18 protein-coding genes are annotated in these 20,247 nt (G+C 42.8%); 16 read left to right on the forward strand and 2 right to left on the reverse strand.

What is annotated here, in order from left to right:
• Positions 1-63: 63 nt before the first annotated feature.
• From ftsZ to RBI_RS01570, 5 genes are all read left to right on the forward strand, one after another.
• On the forward strand, positions 64-1,194 hold the full coding sequence (ftsZ, locus tag RBI_RS01550; protein ID WP_038670545.1) for a cell division protein FtsZ: 1,131 nt from the start codon (positions 64-66) through the stop codon (positions 1,192-1,194).
• A 319-nt stretch (positions 1,195-1,513) separates the two neighbouring features.
• Positions 1,514-2,503 (forward strand): hypothetical protein, encoded by a 990-nt coding sequence (locus RBI_RS01555; RefSeq protein WP_038670547.1) that lies wholly within the window; start codon positions 1,514-1,516, stop codon positions 2,501-2,503.
• Between the two features lie 9 nt (positions 2,504-2,512).
• On the forward strand, positions 2,513-3,070 hold the full coding sequence (locus RBI_RS01560) for a FumA C-terminus/TtdB family hydratase beta subunit (protein ID WP_022288361.1): 558 nt from the start codon (positions 2,513-2,515) through the stop codon (positions 3,068-3,070).
• Positions 3,071-3,306: 236 nt separating this feature from the next.
• The gene (locus RBI_RS01565; protein WP_038670549.1) at positions 3,307-3,867 is read left to right on the forward strand and encodes a sigma-70 family RNA polymerase sigma factor; all 561 of its coding nucleotides are present in this window, start codon (positions 3,307-3,309) and stop codon (positions 3,865-3,867) included.
• A gap of 96 nt (positions 3,868-3,963) precedes the next feature.
• Positions 3,964-4,242, forward strand: a complete 279-nt coding sequence (locus RBI_RS01570; protein ID WP_022288363.1) for a zinc-ribbon domain containing protein — start codon at positions 3,964-3,966, stop codon at positions 4,240-4,242.
• A gap of 49 nt (positions 4,243-4,291) precedes the next feature.
• Here the strand turns inward: RBI_RS01570 and RBI_RS01575 are convergent, their stop codons facing one another.
• Complete coding sequence (locus RBI_RS01575) at positions 4,292-5,146, reverse strand: AraC family transcriptional regulator (protein WP_242843654.1); 855 nt, start codon at positions 5,144-5,146, stop codon at positions 4,292-4,294.
• A 70-nt stretch (positions 5,147-5,216) separates the two neighbouring features.
• Between RBI_RS01575 and RBI_RS01580 the strand changes: the two genes are divergently transcribed.
• The 4 genes from RBI_RS01580 to RBI_RS15350 are packed head-to-tail and all read left to right on the forward strand — an operon-like array spanning position 5,217 to position 11,713.
• The gene (locus RBI_RS01580; protein ID WP_051706267.1) at positions 5,217-8,219 is read left to right on the forward strand and encodes a glycoside hydrolase family 2; all 3,003 of its coding nucleotides are present in this window, start codon (positions 5,217-5,219) and stop codon (positions 8,217-8,219) included.
• A gap of 10 nt (positions 8,220-8,229) precedes the next feature.
• Positions 8,230-8,517 (forward strand): sugar-binding domain-containing protein, encoded by a 288-nt coding sequence (locus RBI_RS15155; protein WP_242843655.1) that lies wholly within the window; start codon positions 8,230-8,232, stop codon positions 8,515-8,517.
• A 21-nt stretch (positions 8,518-8,538) separates the two neighbouring features.
• The gene (locus RBI_RS15345; protein ID WP_272481042.1) at positions 8,539-10,401 is read left to right on the forward strand and encodes a glycoside hydrolase family 2 TIM barrel-domain containing protein; all 1,863 of its coding nucleotides are present in this window, start codon (positions 8,539-8,541) and stop codon (positions 10,399-10,401) included.
• Positions 10,379-11,713 (forward strand): hypothetical protein, encoded by a 1,335-nt coding sequence (locus RBI_RS15350; RefSeq protein ID WP_272481046.1) that lies wholly within the window; start codon positions 10,379-10,381, stop codon positions 11,711-11,713. The genes RBI_RS15345 and RBI_RS15350 overlap by 23 nt, the downstream gene beginning before the upstream one ends.
• A gap of 37 nt (positions 11,714-11,750) precedes the next feature.
• Here RBI_RS15350 and bsh read toward each other — a convergent pair whose 3' ends face one another.
• Entirely contained in the window at positions 11,751-12,725 is a 975-nt protein-coding gene (gene bsh, locus RBI_RS01590; protein WP_038670553.1) for a choloylglycine hydrolase, read from the reverse strand.
• A gap of 217 nt (positions 12,726-12,942) precedes the next feature.
• Between bsh and cls the strand changes: the two genes are divergently transcribed.
• From cls to RBI_RS01630, 7 genes are all read left to right on the forward strand, one after another.
• Positions 12,943-14,472 (forward strand): cardiolipin synthase, encoded by a 1,530-nt coding sequence (cls, locus tag RBI_RS01595; RefSeq protein WP_038670555.1) that lies wholly within the window; start codon positions 12,943-12,945, stop codon positions 14,470-14,472.
• 290 nt (positions 14,473-14,762) lie between these two features.
• Positions 14,763-16,193, forward strand: coding sequence for a magnesium transporter (gene mgtE / locus RBI_RS01600; protein ID WP_051706269.1), 1,431 nt, complete (start codon positions 14,763-14,765; stop codon positions 16,191-16,193).
• A 558-nt stretch (positions 16,194-16,751) separates the two neighbouring features.
• Entirely contained in the window at positions 16,752-17,288 is a 537-nt protein-coding gene (locus RBI_RS01610) for an RNA polymerase sigma factor (protein WP_022288371.1), read from the forward strand.
• Positions 17,281-17,952 (forward strand): DUF4367 domain-containing protein, encoded by a 672-nt coding sequence (locus tag RBI_RS01615; protein ID WP_038670559.1) that lies wholly within the window; start codon positions 17,281-17,283, stop codon positions 17,950-17,952. Before RBI_RS01610 ends, RBI_RS01615 begins: the two co-directional genes overlap by 8 nt.
• 88 nt (positions 17,953-18,040) lie before the next feature.
• Positions 18,041-18,463 (forward strand): hypothetical protein, encoded by a 423-nt coding sequence (locus tag RBI_RS01620; RefSeq protein WP_022288373.1) that lies wholly within the window; start codon positions 18,041-18,043, stop codon positions 18,461-18,463.
• A 109-nt stretch (positions 18,464-18,572) separates the two neighbouring features.
• A complete protein-coding gene (locus tag RBI_RS01625) occupies positions 18,573-19,019 on the forward strand; it encodes a hypothetical protein (protein ID WP_022288374.1) in 447 nt (148 codons plus the stop codon).
• A gap of 15 nt (positions 19,020-19,034) precedes the next feature.
• Positions 19,035-20,246 carry an ABC transporter permease gene (locus RBI_RS01630; protein WP_022288375.1) on the forward strand — a complete coding sequence of 404 codons (1,212 nt, stop codon included), beginning with the start codon at positions 19,035-19,037 and terminating at the stop codon, positions 20,244-20,246.
• The last annotated feature ends 1 nt before the right edge of the window (position 20,247 follow it).

Raw genomic sequence — 20,247 nt, forward strand, 5'->3', positions numbered from 1 at the left:
TGATAAATTGATATGTAAAAATACGGAGAAGTATGAAAATTCGCTTTTAGGAGGAGTTCTATTATGGGTTACGAGTATGTTGAAGAGCCAGTCGTAGGCGCAAAGATCAAGGTAATCGGTGTCGGTGGCGGCGGTGGAAACGCACTTAACTGTATCGCACAGGCCGGTATCGAGGGAAATGTTGAATATATCGCTGTTAATACTGATATCCAGGCACTGCATAAGTCAGCTGCACACACACAGATCCAGATAGGTGAGAAGCTTACTCACGGTCTGGGCGCAGGTGCAAAGCCTGAGATCGGCGAGGCTTCCGCTCAGGAAAGCAAGGACGAGATCGAGAACGCTATCAAGGACGCTGATATGGTATTCATCACAGCAGGTATGGGCGGTGGAACAGGTACTGGTGCTGCACCTGTAGTTGCTGAGATCGCACAGTCACTTGACAAGCTTACTATCGCAGTTGTTACAAAGCCTTTCAAATTTGAGGGCGCTAAGAAGATGGAGAGAGCGGAAAAGGGTATCGAGGCTCTTATCAAGCACGTTGACGCTCTTATCGTTATCCCTAACCAGAACCTTATCACAAACGAGATGCGCCTCACTATGAAGCAGTCTTATGCTATCGCTGATGAAGTTCTTAAGACAGACGTTATTGCTATCGCTGAGATCATTACAAGACATGATGAGATCAACGTTGACTTCGCTGACGTTACTACTATTCTTAAGGGTGCAGGTAGAGCGCATATTGCTATCGGTCACGGCGAGGGCAAGGATAAGGTACAGGATATCATCAATCAGGTCATTTCTTCCGACCTTCTTGAAACTTCTATCAAGGGTGCGAGAAGACTTATCGTAAACGTTACAATGAGCGAGGATCTCCTTATCAGTGATATGGACGAGCTTACTGCTGCTATAGCAGACGCTGCTGACGATAACGTTGAGATCATCTTCGGTAACGGTACAAATCCTGATACCAAGGACGCTATGGACGTTACTGTTATCGCTGCTGACTTTGTTGACAGAGATGACGTTCCTGAGACTGCTGCACCAAAGGCTGCGACAACATATACTGCAAATTTTACTCAGAAGGCTGACGACGCAAAGGCTGACGCTGAAGCGATGCACAAGGCTGGCGTTAAGGCTGCTGATAATCCGAATTATTACGACGATATCTTCAATATCTTCAAGAACAAGTAATAATGCTTTCAAAGGCGGATCGGCGTTTACGCTGTCCGCCTTGTTTGAACCAAAATCGGAAAACGTTTACATAATTAAAGAGATTTTCGTATTCTCAGAAAATTATCATGATATTGAAAATTTTTCGCAAAAGCACTTGAAATCTTACGGAAAATTTGATATAATTATTCTGTGATAAATATGATTTTAAGACATTTTGTATAAATTTCAGTTGCTATTTTGTATGGAATAATGAAATTTTTGAAAACGGCTTAAATCAGTTGAAAAATAACGTGGTTTATTGTATAATAGAGATAATCACTAATGTGGAGGGATTGAAATGGCTAGTAATGGTTATTTAAGAACGGTTAGAGTCGGCGGATTTGATAAGCAGGACGTTCTTGCTTATGTAGACGACCTTACTTCTAAAATTTATACTCTTGAGGCTCAGGTCAATGACCAGAACGAAACTATCAAACGTCTTGAGAAACAGGGCGGCGCTCAGAAGCAGGACTTCGAGGGCAAGAAGGAACTTGAGAAAAAGGTAGAAGAGGCTAAAAACAAGATAGCCGAGCTTATGGCTAATACTGATACAATGAAGGTTCGTATCGCTGACTATGAGCAGCAGGTAACTGAAAAGGATGCTGAGCTTGAAAAGCAGAAGCAGGAGATCGAGGATCTTAAAGAGAAGCTCGAAACTGCTGAGGCTAATGCCGGCACAGCCACTCCTGCATTCGATCTTGGAAGCGTGTTCATGGAAGCTCAGAACACAGCTAATAAGGTCGTTCAGGAAGCTAAGAAGGCAGCTAAGCAGATGGAAGATGAAGCTAAGCAGCTTCAGGATCAGGTTCTTGCTGACGCAAACGCACAGGCACAGAAGCTTGTTACAAATGCTCAGACAGAGGCTGATACTACACTTCAGACAGCTAAGTCAAGCGCTGCCGCAATGACAGCTGCCGCTAAGCAGGAGGCTGAAGCTGTTACAAGTGCTGCAAACAAGCAGGCTGCCGAGGTAACTTCTAAGGCTAACGCAGAGGCAGAGGCTGTTACATCAAAGGCTAACGCAGAAGCCGCTGACGTAACATCAAAGGCAAATGCCGAGGCTGCAAAGGTAGTAAGCGACGCTAAGAACGAAGCTAAGAACATCAGAGCACAGTCTGCTGATCTGAGAGAGTCTGTTAAGACACAATTCACAAGTCTGAGCGAAACTGTTCAGCAGCTCGTTACATCACTTAACGATCTGTATGGCAATAGTATCGGTGCTGTAAACACTGCAAGAGATCTTATTGACGATGGTCTTTCTCTTGTAAGCGATGATGACGCTGAATAACAGTTTGTCATGTCGGAAATAAGAAAGGTACGTTCCGAGGAGCTTAAAGCGGTGAGCGGAGAGCTTAAATGCGGTGACAAGATATTGCTTTCGGGCGTTGTGTACACTGCAAGGGACGCTGCACATAAAAGATTCAATGCTTTGCTTGACGAGGGAAAGGAGCTTCCTATCCCTTTGAAAGACGCTGTTATCTACTATGCCGGACCTACTCCTGCACCTGAGGGAAAGCCTATCGGTTCATGCGGACCGACCACTTCAGGAAGAATGGACAGGTTTGCACCGAGGTTGCTTGATCTTGGATTGGGCGGAATGATCGGCAAGGGCGAGAGATCACAAGAGGTAAGGGACGCCGTGATAAGAAATGGTGCGGTCTATCTCTGTGCTATAGGCGGTGCGGGCGCACTTGCCTGCAACTGCATAAAGTCTTGTGAGGTAGTGGCTTTTGAGGAACTGGGCTGTGAATCTGTGAAAAAACTTTACGTTGAGGATTTTCCTCTTGTTGTGGCTGACGATTGCCATGGAGGGGATATTTTCAGCGATGGCAGAGCAAAATACTGCCGTGTATAACATCAAAGTTGCGTAAATTGCGGTCAGCCGTGTATTTCGACACGGCTGACTTTTTGTTTGTTGAAAATCACAAGAATACATTCTTAAAACTGTGGTATGTTACAAATATTTTCACAGGGACGGCGGATTTCGTCAATTCTCTTGACTTTTATGGTCTAAAATGGTATTATAACATTACGCAGTGGCGTCAGAATGGGGCTTTGCGGGAATTTCTACGATTAGGTGGGCGGTATTTTTTGAGAGGCGATCGGCAGGATCAGCAGAAAAAGCTTTCAGATGAGCAGCTTGTGCTAAATGCACAGAGTGACAAAACGGCTATCGGTGAGCTTATTGCGAGATATATCTGTACGGTGGAGTTTCTGGCAAAAAAATATGGCGCCGAGGTTCATGAAGATCTTGTCCAAGAGGGGCTTATGGGGCTTCTGGGTGCGGTTAGGACCTATCGTGAAGACAAAAATGCGAAGTTTTCAACTTACGCTACAAAATGTATAAAAAATAAGATCATTTCGTCTGTTCACAGAAATGCACTTCTTTCAGGCGGCGAGGAAGCTGACCTTGAGGCTATTCTTGGCGGCGGTGGCACTGTACCTGAGGAGGTCGTAGTGGAGCGTGAGGAGCTGAATGAGCTTTATGATAAGATCACTTCTGCACTTTCGGAGCAGGAATGGCAGGTATTTCAATCGTTTTTGAGAGAAATGTCATACAATCAGATAGCATTAGGCTTGGGCACGTCGGAAAAGGCGGTAGACAATGCAATGCAGAGAGTCAGACGGAAATTGAGATCACTGTTGAGATAGGAATATGGCCGTATAGCTTAATAGCAGAGCGTTGTTTATTCAAAGGTGTCGGTGCAAATCCGACTAGGCACAATTTTATGTAATGAGGTAAGAACCATGTACGAAGACAAGACATTAGTATGTAAGGAGTGCGGAAACGAGTTCGTTTTCACAGCAGGCGAGCAGGAGTTCTATGCTGAGAAAGGTTTCGTAAATGAGCCACAGAGATGTAAAGCTTGCAGAGATGCAAGAAAAGCTGCTACAAAGTCTGAAAGACAGACTTACACAGCAACTTGTGCTTCTTGCGGCGGCGAGGCTGTTATTCCTTTCAAGCCAAGAGAGGACAGACCTGTTTACTGCAGCGAGTGTTTCGCTAAGATGAAGGAGCAGGGCTAATTTTCTGCATAATTGAGCTGCCTTTGGGCGGCTCTTTTTTTGTTTGTTGTTATTTGATCTGGCGGAAAGCGGAGGGGGTCATGCCCTCGTATCTTTTGAAAAGCTTGCAGAAATAGCTTTCTGAGCAAAAGCCTGTTTCCTCGGCTACCTGCTCGATGCTTTTTTCTGTACCGGTGAGCAGGGCTTTGGCTTCTTGGATACGACGTTTTGCGATGTATTCCATTGGACGCATACTGAGTTTTTTGCGAAAAAGCAGACAAAGGTGCTGTTTAGTTACTCCTGACACACTGCAAAGCTCGTCCATTGTGATAGGTGAAAAATAGTTGTAGTTTATATAGTCCAGTGCTTTCATAAGGGCGGAGGATACTGATGTGGCAGGGTCTTTGTAGGCGATAAGGCGGTAAAACTCCATAAGAAAATCATACAAATAGCCAGAGGCTTTGTAATTGCCGAAAATACTGTCGGTTCGCAGAGCATTGTGCATTTTGCGGAAAATATGCTCGAGCATTTTTGTGTCGCTGAGGTGAAAGGTTTTAAGCTCGGTAAGGCCGAACTGGGTAAGGATATCCTTGGCGGCATATCCGCAGGGGACTATCCAGTGGATATCCCATATATCCTCTTCTGGATAGTATTCGTGGGGCGTTTCAGCGGGTATGAATATGGCGGTATCATGTGGTATGGGAATGGCTTTGTTCTCAAAGATAAGCGTGCCGCTGCCTTTGGTGCAGTAGAGTATCTGGTCATAGTGATAGCCCTCGGGTCTTATAAGGTGATCCTGACAGTGATGATGACCCATATTTTGCAGATATAGTGGCAGGGACTTTTCGTTTCCCAGGATAGGATAATCGGCAAAGAACAAAAATATCAACTCCATATTCATATTGTTATAAATTAATAATATCATTCATTGACTTGCCTGTCAATAGCTGATAAAATAATTACAGTAATTTATAAACTTGTAAAGGAGAACATCTATGGATATTTTAAAGCTTGCGGCGGAAAATTCGCCAAGATCGAAAATGATATATCATGAGGATACTCAGGCGCTGCACATTGGCACGCTTGATAAGCACTGCTATTTTGTGCCGTTTGCAAAGGGGCAGGATCCTTTTGAGGGCCGTAAAAATTCTCAGCGAATGGAGCTTTTAAACGGCAACTGGGGTTTTCGTTATTATGACAGCATAATAGACCTAGAGGACGATTTTATTCACGAAAAGTTTGAGAACACTATCCCGGTGCCGTCAAACTGGCAGCTTTACGGCTATGACAAGCCGCAGTATACGAACGTGTGCTATCCAATACCATTTGACCCGCCTTTTGTGCCTGACGATATACCTGTGGGAGTTTATCAGCGTGAATATGATTATTCCCCTGACGGCATGGACAGGGTGCTTGTGTTCGAGGGCGTGGATAGCTGTGTTTATTTGTATGTTAACGACAGCTTTGTGGGATATTCACAGGTTTCTCACGCTACGGCTGAGTTTAATATCACACCATATCTCGCTGAGGGCAGGAATATCATTACTGCCGCTGTGCTGAAATGGTGCGACGGAACTTATCTTGAAGATCAGGACAAGATAAGGCTTTCGGGAATTTTCAGAGATGTTTATGTGCTGTCAAGACCGAAAATGCGTCTTGAAAATTATATTGTGAAAACTATTCTCGGTGAAAATGGCTCTGCAAGGCTGGAGTTTACGGTATTCGGCTGTGATGTTTTTGCAAAGCTTTGCGATGATGATGGTGTTACAATGGCTCAGTTTTCGGCTTATGACGGTGAGAGCGTTGAGATAAAGTTAGAGAACGTCAAGCTTTGGAGTGCTGAAACACCTTATCTTTACAGGCTTACTATCAATGCAGGCGACGAGGTTATCGGCGAGGAGGTTGGCTTCAGAGATGTAAAGGTGGATAAGGGCGTTGTTAAGATAAACGGCAGGGCGGTGAAGTTCAAGGGTGTAAATCGTCATGACAGCTATCCTGACACGGGATATTATGCTTCTTATGAGCAGATGAGAGCTGACCTTGTGCTTATGAAAAAGCACAACATAAACGCTGTGAGAACGTCACATTATCCTAACTCCCCTATGTTTTATCAGCTTTGCGACAGGCTGGGGCTTTATGTTATTGATGAAGCGGATCTGGAGTCACATGGCTGTGTGGAGGTCTATTATGACTACAAGTGGGACTATTCAGATTACAACGGCATTGCGATGCTTGCCTCTGACGAGAGGTTTGGCAATGCCATAAAAGATCGTGCGGAATGTCTTGTAAAGCGTGACATAAACCGCCCTTGCGTGGTGTTCTGGTCATTGGGCAATGAGAGCGGATATGGCAAAAATATGCTTGATGAAGCTGAGCTTATAAAGAGGCTTGATGATACAAGGCTTGTGCATTATGAAAGCACACACTGCCTTGACGGAACTTCCGACAGCGTGCTTGACGTAGTTTCGGGTATGTACTGGGATCTAAACGGAATGAAAGGCTATCTTGAAAAGCCTGAGGAAAACAGACCTCTTGTGCAGTGTGAATACTGCCATGCCATGGGAAATGGTCCGGGAGATCTGGAGGATTATCACAATGTGTTCTATTCCAATGAGCGTTTCTGCGGTGGCTTTGTGTGGGAGTGGTGCGACCATTCTGTACCGCTTGGTAAGACGGCTGAGGGTAAGATAAAATACGGCTACGGCGGAGATTTTGGGGAAAGACACAATGACGGAAATTTCTGCATGGATGGTCTTGTTTATCCTGACAGAACGCCACACACGGGACTGCTTGAGGTAAAGCAGGTATACAGACCTGTGCGAGTAACAAAAGGGAAAAGCGAGGGAAACTTTGTTTTTTCAAGCACGCTGGAGTTTGTGAACGCTGGGGATATTCTCGATTGTCGCTATGAGATAACGGACAAAAACGGTATTATACATATCGGCAGAGTGGATTTTGACATCGAGCCTATGGGAAGCACTGTGGTGAATGTTCCCAATGATACAGCGGAGTATGAAAATGAAACATTCATAAGGTTTATTTTCACTGCAAAGGAGGACACTGACTATTGTGAAAATGGCTATGAGGTGTGCTTTGATCAGCTTAGGATAGCAGAGGGCAAGGCTTGTAAGGTCGCTGAGGTGAAAGAAAATGTTGAGGCTGTGGAAACGCCTCTTGATATCACTGTGACAGTGGGAGATGTTGTTTACCGCTTTGACAAGCGTAAGTCAGCTTTTGTATCTGTGAAATTCGGCGGCAGAGAGCTTCTTGACAGACCTTTGCAGTATAACTTCTTCCGCGCGCCTACGGATAATGATGTCATGAAGTGCAATTGGTACAAGGTGCATCTTAATGACTTTGATGTGAAAAGCTACGGCTGTGAGCTTTCAGCGGGCGAGAACAGAGCGGAGATAAGCGTCACACAGTCTTTCGGCTGGTCCATACAACAGCCGTTTTGCAGGCTGAAAGCTGTTTATGTTATTGACGGCAGTGGGCTTGACATAAAATGCGAAGCGGAGTTTTCAAATAAGATAGATATGATTCCAAGGTTCGGTATAAGGCTTTTCATGCCAAAAGATTATTCAAGGGCGGAATATTTCGGATATGGTCCTACAGAAAGCTACATTGACAAGCGTCAGGCTTGCTATATGGGCAGATTTGCGGCTGATATTGGGGATATGCACGAGGACTATATCAGACCGCAGGAAAATTCATCACACTATGGCTGTCGATATCTCACTGTGAGCAGTGAGGACACAAGTGTGATGTTCACTGCGGGAGAGGAGTTTTCATTCAATGCGTCGCAGTTCACGCAGGAGGAGCTTGCGGCAAAGGCACATAACTATGAGCTTGAAAGGTGCGAGAGCAATGTTATCTGCGTTGACTATGCAATGGCAGGGGTAGGTTCTAACTCCTGCGGACCAAGGCTTGCGGAGAAATATCAGCTTGAAAAGCCTTTGATAAACGCACATTTTCATATTCAGATAAGTAAAATATAAAGGAGTTTTTATGGATATCTGTGAAACATACTCAGACAGAAAGCTTTTTTGCAACGATTGGGAATTTTACAAGGCGGCTTTCGGCTCTGACTACTCAGAGGACTTTGCTTTCAAGCCTGTGGACATTCCTCACGATTGGCTTATTTATAATACAAATGACCTATATGAAACTTCTACAGGCTGGTACAAAAAGAATTTCTCTTACCAAAAGAAAGAGGGCATACGCACTTTTATCCGCTTTGACGGAGTTTACATGGACAGCAAGGTGTATGTGAACGGTGCTTTGGCAGGGGAGTGAAAATACGGCTACTCTGCATTTATGTTCGATATCACCGACCTTGTCAAGGATGGAGAGAACATTATTACTGTCCGTGTGGATCACCATTCGCCAAACTCCAGATGGTATTCAGGAGCGGGCATTTTCAGAAAGGTTTGGCTTTGCGAAAGCCCTGAGATACGCTTCGGCAATGACGGCATTTATATCACCACGTCAAAGCAGGAGGACGGCTGGCAGGTGACTGTGCAGGCTGAGATGCTTCGTCCTGAGGGTACGCCTCTTGGTGGAATCCGCATCAGGAACACCATTTTTGACAAGGACGGCAAAGAGGTGGCAAGCTATGAGTCTGACGCTTGTGGGGCGGATATTTCCTGCATACCTGAGGCGGTGCGTGTGAAAGGCGTGAGCTATTCTCTCACCGCTCAGACCATGACAGTGAAAGACCCTGAGCTTTGGGATATCACCTCGCCTGTGCTTTACACTATGGTGTCGGAAATTCTTGTGGACGGCGGCTGTGTACAGCGTGTAAGTCAGAAATTCGGCTTCAGGACTATCAAATTCAAGTGCGACAGCGGTTTTTATCTCAATGGCAGACACGTTAAGCTCCACGGCTCATGCGAACACCATGACAACGGCTGTCTTGGGGCAGTTTCCAATCCTGCGGCTATAAGGAGAAGATTTAAAAAGCTACGCAAAATGGGCATCAACGCTATCAGGACTTCTCACAATATGCCTGCGGAGGAGTTTATGGACATCGCTGACGAAACAGGTATGCTCATTCTCTCTGAGGGCTTTGATATGTGGGAGAGGTCAAAGACCGACTATGACTATGCTAGATTTTTTGATGAGTGGGTAGAAAAGGACGTTGCTTCATGGGTGCGCCGTGACAGAAACCGCCCTTCTATCATAGGCTGGAGTGTGGGAAATGAGATTTTTGACACTCACGCTGACGAGAGAGGTCAGGAGGTAACGGCTTGGCTCAAAAGGCTCGTTAGGCTCCATGACCCTGAGGGCAACGGCTATGTCACATTCGGCTCTAACTATATGCAGTGGGAGAACGGTCAGAAATGCGCTGATATTCTCAAGCTTGCAGGCTATAACTACGGTGAAAGACTTTATGAGGAACACCACGCCGCTCACCCTGACTGGATGATATACGGAAGCGAAACGGCGTCGGTGGTGCAGAGCCGTGGAATTTATCATTTCCCGCTGTCTGAAACCTTGCTAACTGACGATGACGAGCAGTGTTCATCTTTGGGCAATAGCTGCACAGGCTGGGGTGCAAAGAATACCGAGGCTTGCATTATCCCTGACCGTGACGCTGAATACTGTGCAGGTCAGTTCATTTGGACAGGCTTTGACTACATAGGCGAGCCTACTCCATACAGCACGAAAAACTCATACTTTGGTCAGTTCGACACAGCAGGCTTTGCAAAAGACAGCGCATATGTTTTCCGTGCAGAGTGGACAGACTATAAGGACGACCCGTTCGTGCATATTTTCCCATACTGGGATTTCAGCGACGGTCTGCCTTGTGATGTGAGAGTTTGCTCAAACGCTCCGAGAGTTGAGCTTTTCAAGGACGGCGTTTCAATGGGTGCATATGATATCGACCACAAGCATGGCAAGGAGCTGACAGCGAACTATGTCATACCATATGAAAAGGGCGAGCTTAAAGCTGTTGCATATGACGAGAATGGAAAAATCATCGCAGAGGATATACAGCGTTCATTCGGGGACGCTGTTAGGATAGAAGCTGTCCCTGACAAGACAGAGATACTTGCAGACGGCTCTGACCTTGTTTATATTGAAATATCCGCATTTGACAAGGACGGTACTTTCTGCGCAAATGCCAACAATCGTGTGAACGTCAGCGTTGAGGGTGCGGCAAGGCTTATGTCTTGACAACGGCGACAGCACAGACTATGACCAGTATAAAGGCACATCACGCAGACTTTTCTCAGGAAAAATGCTTGCTGTTATTGGTGTGGCTGATAAGACGGGGGAGATAAAGGTAACGCTCACATCAAAGGGTCTGCCTGACTGTGTTGTTACCCTTGAGGCTGTTAAGGCGGAATATGACAGCGGCACATCATCGCTGGAGAATGTGGGCTTTGCTCCTACCGAGTGCGGCAGGACAGACGAGATACCGGTGAGAAAGATAGAACTTTATACTGATACTCTTACTCTTGACAAGGATAACCCTGAGATAACAGTGAAATATAAGGCGCTCCCTGCCAATTCGGACTATGCTGAGGATATAGAGTTCAGGGTAACAAATGAAAAGGGCATAACATCTAATCTTGCAGAGTGCGAGGTAACAGCAGACAGCATTAAGGTGAAAGCAAAGGGTGACGGAAGCTTCTGGCTTCGTGCAATGTGCAAAAATGGCACTGAGCGTTATCACATCATTTCTATGCTCAAATTCACTGCACAGGGTCTTGGAAACGCACTTACCGACCCATATCAGTTCGTTATCGGCGGACTTTTCACAAGGGCAAGCGACAACATTTCAAGCGGCATGAAGAAGGGTGTAGGCTTTGCCATGGGCAAGGTAACATCATGGGCGGCATATGATAATCTGGACTTCGGCAGTGCAGGCTCTGACACTGTTACGGTGCAGATATGGGCGAACACCCTTGACCCTGTTAAAATAAGCTTCTATGACGGAATACCTGAGGAGAGCGGAAAGCTTCTTGGCACGTTTTGTTATCACAAAGAGCCTGAGTGGATGATCTTCAAGCCTGAAACTTTCAAGCTTTCAAGAAAGCTCAAGGGTATTGAGACCCTTTGTATCCTTACTGAGGATGGTTTCCAAGTGGGCGGTTTCAACTTTGAAAAGGTGAGCCGTGAGTTTGCGGTGAATAATGCGGCTGATGCTGACAACATTTATGGTGACAAGTTCACAAAGGGCGAAAAGTGTGTGACCGAGATAGGCAACAATGTTATGCTTGATTTCGGTGAGTTCGATTTCTCTGAAAAACAGCCGAGCAGGCTCGTTATAAGTGGAAAGTCACCGCTTGCCCTCAACAGCATACATCTTATCCTGAATGGCAGCGAGGGCGAAAACCGAATACTCTGCGAGTTCAGGACAGATGACAGCGAAAATTATGCCCAGAAGAGCTTCGATATCTCAGGTATCAGCGGCAAACAGAAGGTTTCATTTGCGTTCCTGCCGGGAAGCAACTTTGACTTTGAATATTTCAGATTTGAGTAATAAAAACGCTCCGTACAGATTTTGTACGGAGCGTTTGCTAGTTCTGAAAGTTTATTATCTCGTTGGTTATCATAGGGTAGGCAATAAGCTTGGCGGAATCAAGGTCTTCTTTGTGCATATCAACAGCGGATATCTGATGTCCGTTGTAGGTGGTGTAATAGTATATGCCCTTGTCAGTATTGCAGCAGCTTGTATAAATGGTTATCTCATACTTGCCCTCTGCCACCTGGCAGCAGCCTCTTTGCTGGTCAACTGAGTTTAAGATGTGGAAAAATTGACTTACGCTGTCCTGCTCGTCTGCACCTGAGCGTGAGTTCATTTTCACAAATGCGGCTCTTACAAATCTTGACTGTGAGGATAAGTCACCTGGCAGACCCATTGCACCCATGCCACGGCTGTAGGAAGTAAGGTCAAGCTTGTCTGAAAAAGTGTTTTCAGGCTGTTTTGGAGAAAGTCCACGGAAATCGTTGAGCCTGAACATCTGCATATCGAATGGAGGATTGTTCGTGAGCACTCCCACTGGGTCGTCATAGACGTTTATGCCCTCTTTTACAGACTCGACCACTATGCAGTCGTTCTTGTCTGCTATTATCCAATGGAGCTGACCTGACGGCATTTGCGGGCTGAACTGAGTTTTGGTTATGTTTATCTTTTCTATAAGCGTCCTTGCTTCTGTCACGTTTGCACACTGACAGAGTATCCATGGGATAAACTCAAACTGCGCAACGTTGTCCCTGCCGCCGATATCATCACGGTAAAAGGCATTGCCAACAAAGTTAAGACCTGCCATGGCAAGACCTTTTTCGTTTGCGGCGTCATAGAAAAGAGGATAATCCTGAGCAACATGAGCTGTGCCTATTACCGCATAATGGGTAGCTATCCTGCCCATATTAACAAAGTTAAGGGGAAAGTTTCTTGGCATTATGACTATTTCCTCGCCGTAGGAGCTTTCATAGTCAAGGGTTCTTCCAAAATAAAAATCGTTCGTTTTATAAGTTGCCGCAGTACACATTTTGTTACCTCCAATTATATTATTATCGTAGGGGCGAACAGTTTGCCCGCCCGCTGACAAAGCTATCCGCAGGACTCGTTATATTTAATATAACACTTTTTGCAGTTAAAATCAATGGCGTTGACTTATGTTAAAAAAATTGTTATAATAGTGGTAACATCGCATAATGATAGTGTTGTGTTACCCTAAGATGATAAATGAAAGGAGCGAAACGGAGTTGACGTGGAACAATGTAAAGAAAATAGCAGGCAGAGTGGTGGCGGTGATAGTTCCTGTGGCGATGCAGTTTTTGTGGTATCTTCTTATACTTAAATGGCTCAGCAAGGCGGCAGGGCTTCTCAGCATCGTGCTTACTGTGCTGTCATTTCTGTTTGTGCTTTATATCAACACAAAGCGTGAGGAGAGCAGCTACAAGACCCTTTGGCTTATTGTGATACTTACTTTTCCTGTGCTTGGTGCAGTTATGTATATAATTTTCGGCAATAACAATACTGCGAAAAAGCTTGAAAAGAATATCACAAAGGCAAGGCTTCACATGGACTATGAGCTTCCTGACGGGGAAAAGTGCATAGGGGAGCTTGAACGTGAGGACAAAAGGCTTGCTCAATCGGTGAAAAGAATAAGCGATGCAACGGGTTTTCCTATGGTGAAGCTTGATAGCGCAGAGTATTTTTCCGTGGGCGAGGAAATGTTCGCTGATATGTGCAAGGAGCTTGAAAAGGCTGAGAAATATATTTTTGCGGAGTATTTTATTTTGCAAAACGGCAAGTTTCTTAACACTGTGGTGGATATCATGGCGAAAAAGGCGGCTCAGGGCGTTGACGTCAGGATAATGTATGACGACCTTGGAAGTATAGCAACATATTCTCTTGCAGACGCTTTGAAGCTTGGTGAGAAAGGTATAAAATGTGTGCCTTTCAATCCGTTCCTTTTTATAAAATCACAGCTCAACAACCGTGACCACAGAAAAATAATGGTAATAGACGGCAGAGTTGCATACAGCGGCGGAATAAATCTTTCGGACGAGTATATAAACATAGGCTCGAAATATGGTCACTGGAAAGATATCGGCTTTAAGATAACAGGCGAGGGCGTAAAAAGCTACACCTATATGTTTATGGAGTTCTGGAACGCTTTTTCAAATGACATGATACCTCATGACCTTGTGGGGGAGAGCTTTGAAAAAGAGGGCAAGGGTGGCGACGGCTATGTTTTGCCTTATTATGATTCCCCTATGGTGGACGAAAATGTGAGCAACACGTTTTTTTCTGAGATGCTCTATGCCGCAAGCGATTATGTGTGGTTCTACACACCGTATCTTATGCTTGGTGACAGCCTTTTTGACGCTTTTATAAGGGCGGCTAAACGTGGGGTCGACGTGCGCATCATAATGCCCGGTATCGCTGACAAAAAGGTGGTTTTCAGGCTTTCGAGAAGCTATTATCGTCAGCTTATCGAGGCAGGAGTGAAGATATATGAATACACCCCTGGGTTTGTTCACGCAAAGGGCTGTATATGCGATGACAAGCTTGCGGTGCTTGGTTCGGTAAATCTTGACTATAGAAGTCTTTTCCTGCATTTTGAGTGCAGTTCTATATTCTATGATTCGTCTATAATAAAGACTTTCAAGGCGGACATTCTGGACACTCAGAGCAAGTGCAGACAGCGCACGCTTGAGGACACAAAGCGTGGTTTCTTTGGTCGGCTCATTGACGGCGTGCTAAGGATATTTGCACCATTGCTTTAACAGCTTTTTAATATTAAAATAAGATTTTGGGTGTTGATAGATCTTTGCTAAAATGGTATAATATCAAAGGACTAAGATAATACGGAGGTGAATAAAGTGGCAAACTGCGACAGTTGCGGGTCTAACGGGCGATTATGTATATATGTGAACACAGCCGACGGGCTTCGCTTTGCGTTGCCGTTTTATTCGTTGTGATCTGATATATCTGCCCGTGTGTGACCTGTCATGCACGGGCATTTTTATGCCTGTTTGTCCCTCACGTCATAAAAAATGAAACGGAGGACAAGCAAATGAAGAAAAATGAACTGAACAAAAATGTAATTTTAAACGAGGACGCAGTAAAGAACATTCACTGCGACGAGATAACCGCTGTCATCAACAGCAATGATTCCCCGAAAGCAATGATGAACAAGCTTGACGATTATCATGGCAGTGATATCGCAGAGGTAATAAGTACGTTTTCTGTTCTCAACAGAAGGAAATTCTATCGTGTGTGCAGTCTTGAAATGCTGGCAGAGATATTTGAATATCTTGACGAAAAGCAGGCAGGGGAGTATCTCAGGGAAATGGATATCCACAAGGCTTCGGAGCTTATATCGGAGCTTGACACTGATACAGCGGTGAATATTCTGTCTGAAACAGATAAGGACAGGAGAAGCCTTATTATAGACGCTGTTGCACCTGATGTACGCAGTGAACTCAAGCTTATCGCTTCATTTGATGAGGAAGAGATAGGAAGCAGAATGACTACGAACTGCATTATCATTGACGAAGACATGACTGTAAAGCAGGCAATGAACGCTCTTGTTAGTCAGGCGAGAAAAAATGACAACATCTCAACGCTGTTCGTGGTGGACGAAAATAAGGTTTTCAGCGGAGCTATAGATCTGAAGGATCTTATCACGGCTGACAGCGAGGTGGAACTTGAGAGCATAACGGCAACTTCTTTCCCATATGTTTACGCCAACGAGCAGACTGCCAATTGTATCGAAAAACTGAAGGATTATTCAGAGTATATTATACCGGTGCTTGACGATTCAAACAGACTGCTGGGAGTTATCACGGCGCAAAATATCATCGAGGCGTCGGATGATGAAATGGGCGAGGATTATGCAAAGCTTGGTGGTCTTTCTGCAGAGGAGGATCTTAACGAGCCTGTGTTGCAGAGTGTGAAAAAGAGATTGCCATGGCTCCTTGTGCTGTTGGGACTTGGCATGGTGGTGTCAACAGTGGTGGGAGCATTTGAGAAAGTTGTTGCACAGCTCACTCTTATTGTGGCGTTTCAATCGCTGATACTTGACATGGCAGGAAATGTTGGTACACAATCCCTTGCAGTGACTATCCGTGTGCTTACAGACGGAGGCCTTACTGCAAAGCAGAAGTTTCGCCTTGTGTCAAAAGAAATGCGAGTTGGACTTCTAAACGGCACTCTTATAGGCGTGCTGTCGTTCATAGCAGTGGGGCTGTATATTTTCTTCTTCAAGGGCAAGGGGCTGGTATACTCTTTTGCAATGTCGGGCTGTATAGGCATTTCACTTATACTTGCCATAATAGTATCCAGTGCAGTGGGAACGCTCACACCGCTTTTCTTCAAGAAAATAAAGATAGACCCTGCCGTTGCGTCAGGCCCTATGATAACCACGCTGAACGATCTGGTGGCAGTTGTGGCTTACTATGGAACTAGCTGGATATTCTTGCTGAATGTTTTGAAGCTGGGGTAGAAAAATAGAATAAGATAAAAAAGCCGATCGCATCCATTTGGGTGCGGTTGGCTTTTTCGGGTTTGGCTATTAGATTCAAGGTAATGCCTATCTTATTGAATAATTTTGCATTTGGAGTTTTCTTCAATTTCTGAAAAGACCTTTTTTTGATCGATTATTGAATCATAGTATGACTTCCTTATTTCTTTGACCAAAACTAATTTGTTATTCTCAATTTTTTTGAATTGATAAATGCCATAGATCTTATGGTTGAAAAGCAAGAGTGAACCATACGTTACAAAGAAAAAAGCGGATATTAATATGTTTGCTAATACCAATTTATTTTAGTCTTACACTATAAATAATAGCGAAAGTAGTCGTTTCGTGCATCATATTGTTGATTTATATTTGAATTTTTGTAGCTTTAACTAAATTGAATGGCTCAATCATGTTAGTTTTATACAAGTATAAATTGCAAAATGTATTATAATTTCGGGTTATAAGTTTATTTGTTTGTATCTTGAAAAGTATGTCAATATGTGTTATACTTAGTAACATAAGTAACTCAGGGGGAATCAAATGTTAGCTGTATGTATGACCTTGATAGACAACGATAAGGATCAGACGTCTTTTGAAGATTTTTATTACAGAAATCGTCAGATAGCCTATGCTTTTGCATACAAGATCTTGAATAATTCTGCGCTGGCAGAAGAGGCTTGTGCAAATGCTTTTTTCAGCATCGCAAAATGTTTTAAAAAAATTCACAATTATTCTTTGCACGATATGGACGCATATCTTATTAGAACTATTAGAAACGCCTGTTATGCGATCTACAATAAGGAAAATCAAAATCCAACATCGTCTATATTTGATCTTAAGGTGGAAGATGAGCCGAGTGAGGATTTTTATGATGATATTGACTTAGATCTGCTTATAGATGCGGTAAGAAAGCTGGATGATAAACTAAAGTCTGTGATAGCATATAAGGTCTATTATGATCTGACTGCTGATGAGATCGCACAGATCATGGGCATTTCTAAGAGAACGGTATTTAATTATCTGAACAAAGCCAAAAGACAAATTTTAGATTTGATCGGTGGTGATCGTTTTGAATGATAAGTTAAGACGGGCAATAAAAACAGGCATAATTGATGAAGACTATAAGGATTATTTGGCTGTTGAGAAAATTCCACATGATTTTTCGGAAAAATATGAGCAGAGAATTGGCGAGCTGATAAAAACTAACAGAAAAAGCGGTCACAGACATATAAAGATCACTCTAAGATTTGCTGCGGCGATAATAGCTACGGTGCTTGCAGTCGGCTCTGTGACAGTTGCCGCCGTACCGCCGCTGCGTGAATGGTTTGTTGGAGTTTTTGTACAGGATAATAATAGAAACGCTGAAATAACGCATATAAAAGATAATTCTTTGGACGATTTTAGCATTTATAATTTTGTTAAGTATGTACCGACATTCGTACCTAGCGAATTTGAAATCAAATCTGTTGTCACTACCGATACAAGGCATGAAATACATTATATATCAGGCGATAAATACATAAACTATTCGCAAAGTTCTTTGACAGTGTCTAATCAGGTAGATACCGAAAATATGAAGACTGAATGGGTAGATATTAACGGCAAAAAAGCATTCATTTCATATGACAGTGAATATACAATAATTGCATGGACAGATGGAACTTATGCTTTTGAAATAGACGGTAATTTGTGCAAAGATGACATAATTCGTATGGCAAATTCAGTTAAGTCTACAAATTAAAAATATTTTCGATAATTATTGTCAAAAAACAGCGTGCTTTCATGTTTTAATTTATGTGGAAGGTTTTTATGGGAAAGGAGGTGATCTTATGTTAAAAAAATTTATTTCTACACTTGTTCTTATATGTGTGATGACTTGCTGCTTTAGTTTTAATGTTTTTGCTGAAACAACAGTTGATGATGAAATAGCATTAATGAATTTATATACGAACAAAATCAGCACAAACATCACACGTTCCAGCTCTAAGAAAATTTCATATGATTGTTCCGTTACAGGAAAATCAACGGCTACAAAGATAACAGTTTATCTTTATCTTCAGGAAAATGTGAATGGTTCATGGAGAAATGTTCACGTTTTAAGAAAAGAGGTCAACGGGAAATACTTGACAGCAACTGATTCCTACTCTAGTGCGATCTCAGGTCATAAATATCGTACGGAATTACAGGTGTATACCTACAGTGGAAGTAAGTCAGAATACTTAGAACTTCATAGTACTGTGTTGAATTTTTGATGAAATTCAAGTGGGCATGAAGATATTCTAAGTTAAGCACAGGTCATAAAATTATTAGTTGTATAATTAAAAATTCGTGATTTATTGCGAAACGAGAAAGGAAATAAGTATGATTATTAAGAAAATTGTTACGGGAATTGTTGCATTGGCTATTGTAAGCACTATGGCTGTTACTACTGCATTAGCAACTACGTCAGCAACCAAAGAGGTATATGGTCAGTCATATGCTTATTCAGGAAAGCTTGGAAATAATAGTTATGTGAGCTGGAATATTAAGGGCGATTCTTCAACTGCAATGACTACTGCGGGAAAAACAGAAAGTAAGTTTCAACGTTACATAAAGGTATCGGTTGAATGCAGAAATACAGCAAATAATGCTGTTATATCAAATCAGACAAATGAGATAACAACAAAAAATGCCGGAACAGGTATTGGAATTAAAAGAAACAAGAATAATTCATATGTTTATTATATCCATCGTGTAAAAGTTAAAACCGATAAGGATAATCAGTATACTATAGACGATGTTTATTATCGTATAAATCAAAATAAGTAATATTAAGAGGACTAAATGAAATACGTTTTTATTAACCTGAAAAATTTTGCCGTAAAGAATGTGCTTATCTTTATTCTATTTATTGTTTGCGCCGTTACTGATGTGCTTATAATATTGTTTTCACATGGTGCATTTCAGAATTTTAAAGCAAGCAAGGATTTTGAAAAGCAAAAGAAGTATGTATTTAACTATACTTTTTCATTTGGCGATATAATAGATACTCAGGAAGACAGTGATGGCAGGATCTTGTCTTATTTTGGAACAGATTCTATAACTCCTGTTCAGCTTCGGGAGGTGCTTGACAAGCTTGATGATAATTCTAAAGCGTCAATGCCGGGTATGTATTTTAGTTTAATGTTTGATCAAGACGAGCTTAAAATTGATGAGTGTTTTGACGACGGTCAACCGTATCTTATGTCTGCGGTGCGCATTCAATATGATGAGGAGCTGAATGATTATAGTTTATACGAATCGTATGTCGACAACATGAGTATACGCAAAGGCAGATATTTTACTAAGGAAGAATATGCTTCAGACGAAAATCTGGTCGTGCTGCCTAGCGGTGCAAAAGACGATATGATCGGCAAGAATGTTGAACTGCTTGGCAAAAGCTATAAGGTCATAGGCATATTTGGTAATACTGTACAAGAGGAATTTCAGGTGCCATTTAAAACGTTGGGTGATAACTGCACTATTTCAAGCATAAGTTTTCTTGATGACAATGCTCTCGATACAGAAAGCTTTTTTAAGCTGAAAAAAGCTTTCAGCGAAGTTCTAACGTGTAATGTTAATTTTCCTCCGATAGACACGATCGATATGACTGAAATAAAATTCTACAATTCCGTTATATTTATGTCCGTAGCCGTTGCGATAGCTTCTGCAATAAACCTTGCAATGCTTTTCAGATACATAATAAGATCCCGTGCTAAACAGACTGCTATATTCATGCTGTGTGGCTGCACGTCAAATAAAATAAGACGGATGTATATAGCCGAGATAGGTATGATATCAGTGACGATATATGTGATATTTGCATTGGTATTCAATTATGCGCTGCTTCCTAAGCTTACTTTGTTTTTTGAGTATATCAAGGTCGCATATAATTTCAGGGTATATATGACCATATTTGGAATATATATTATTTCTATTTATTTGTTCCTTAACATTGTGATATTGTTTACCAATAAAAGATCCCCTGTGAAAATGATGAAAGAGAGGGGAAAATAAT

Origin of the sequence: Ruminococcus bicirculans (ex Wegman et al. 2014) (genome assembly GCF_000723465.1) — a bacterium.
Lineage (GTDB): Bacteria > Bacillota > Clostridia > Oscillospirales > Ruminococcaceae > Hominimerdicola > Hominimerdicola aceti.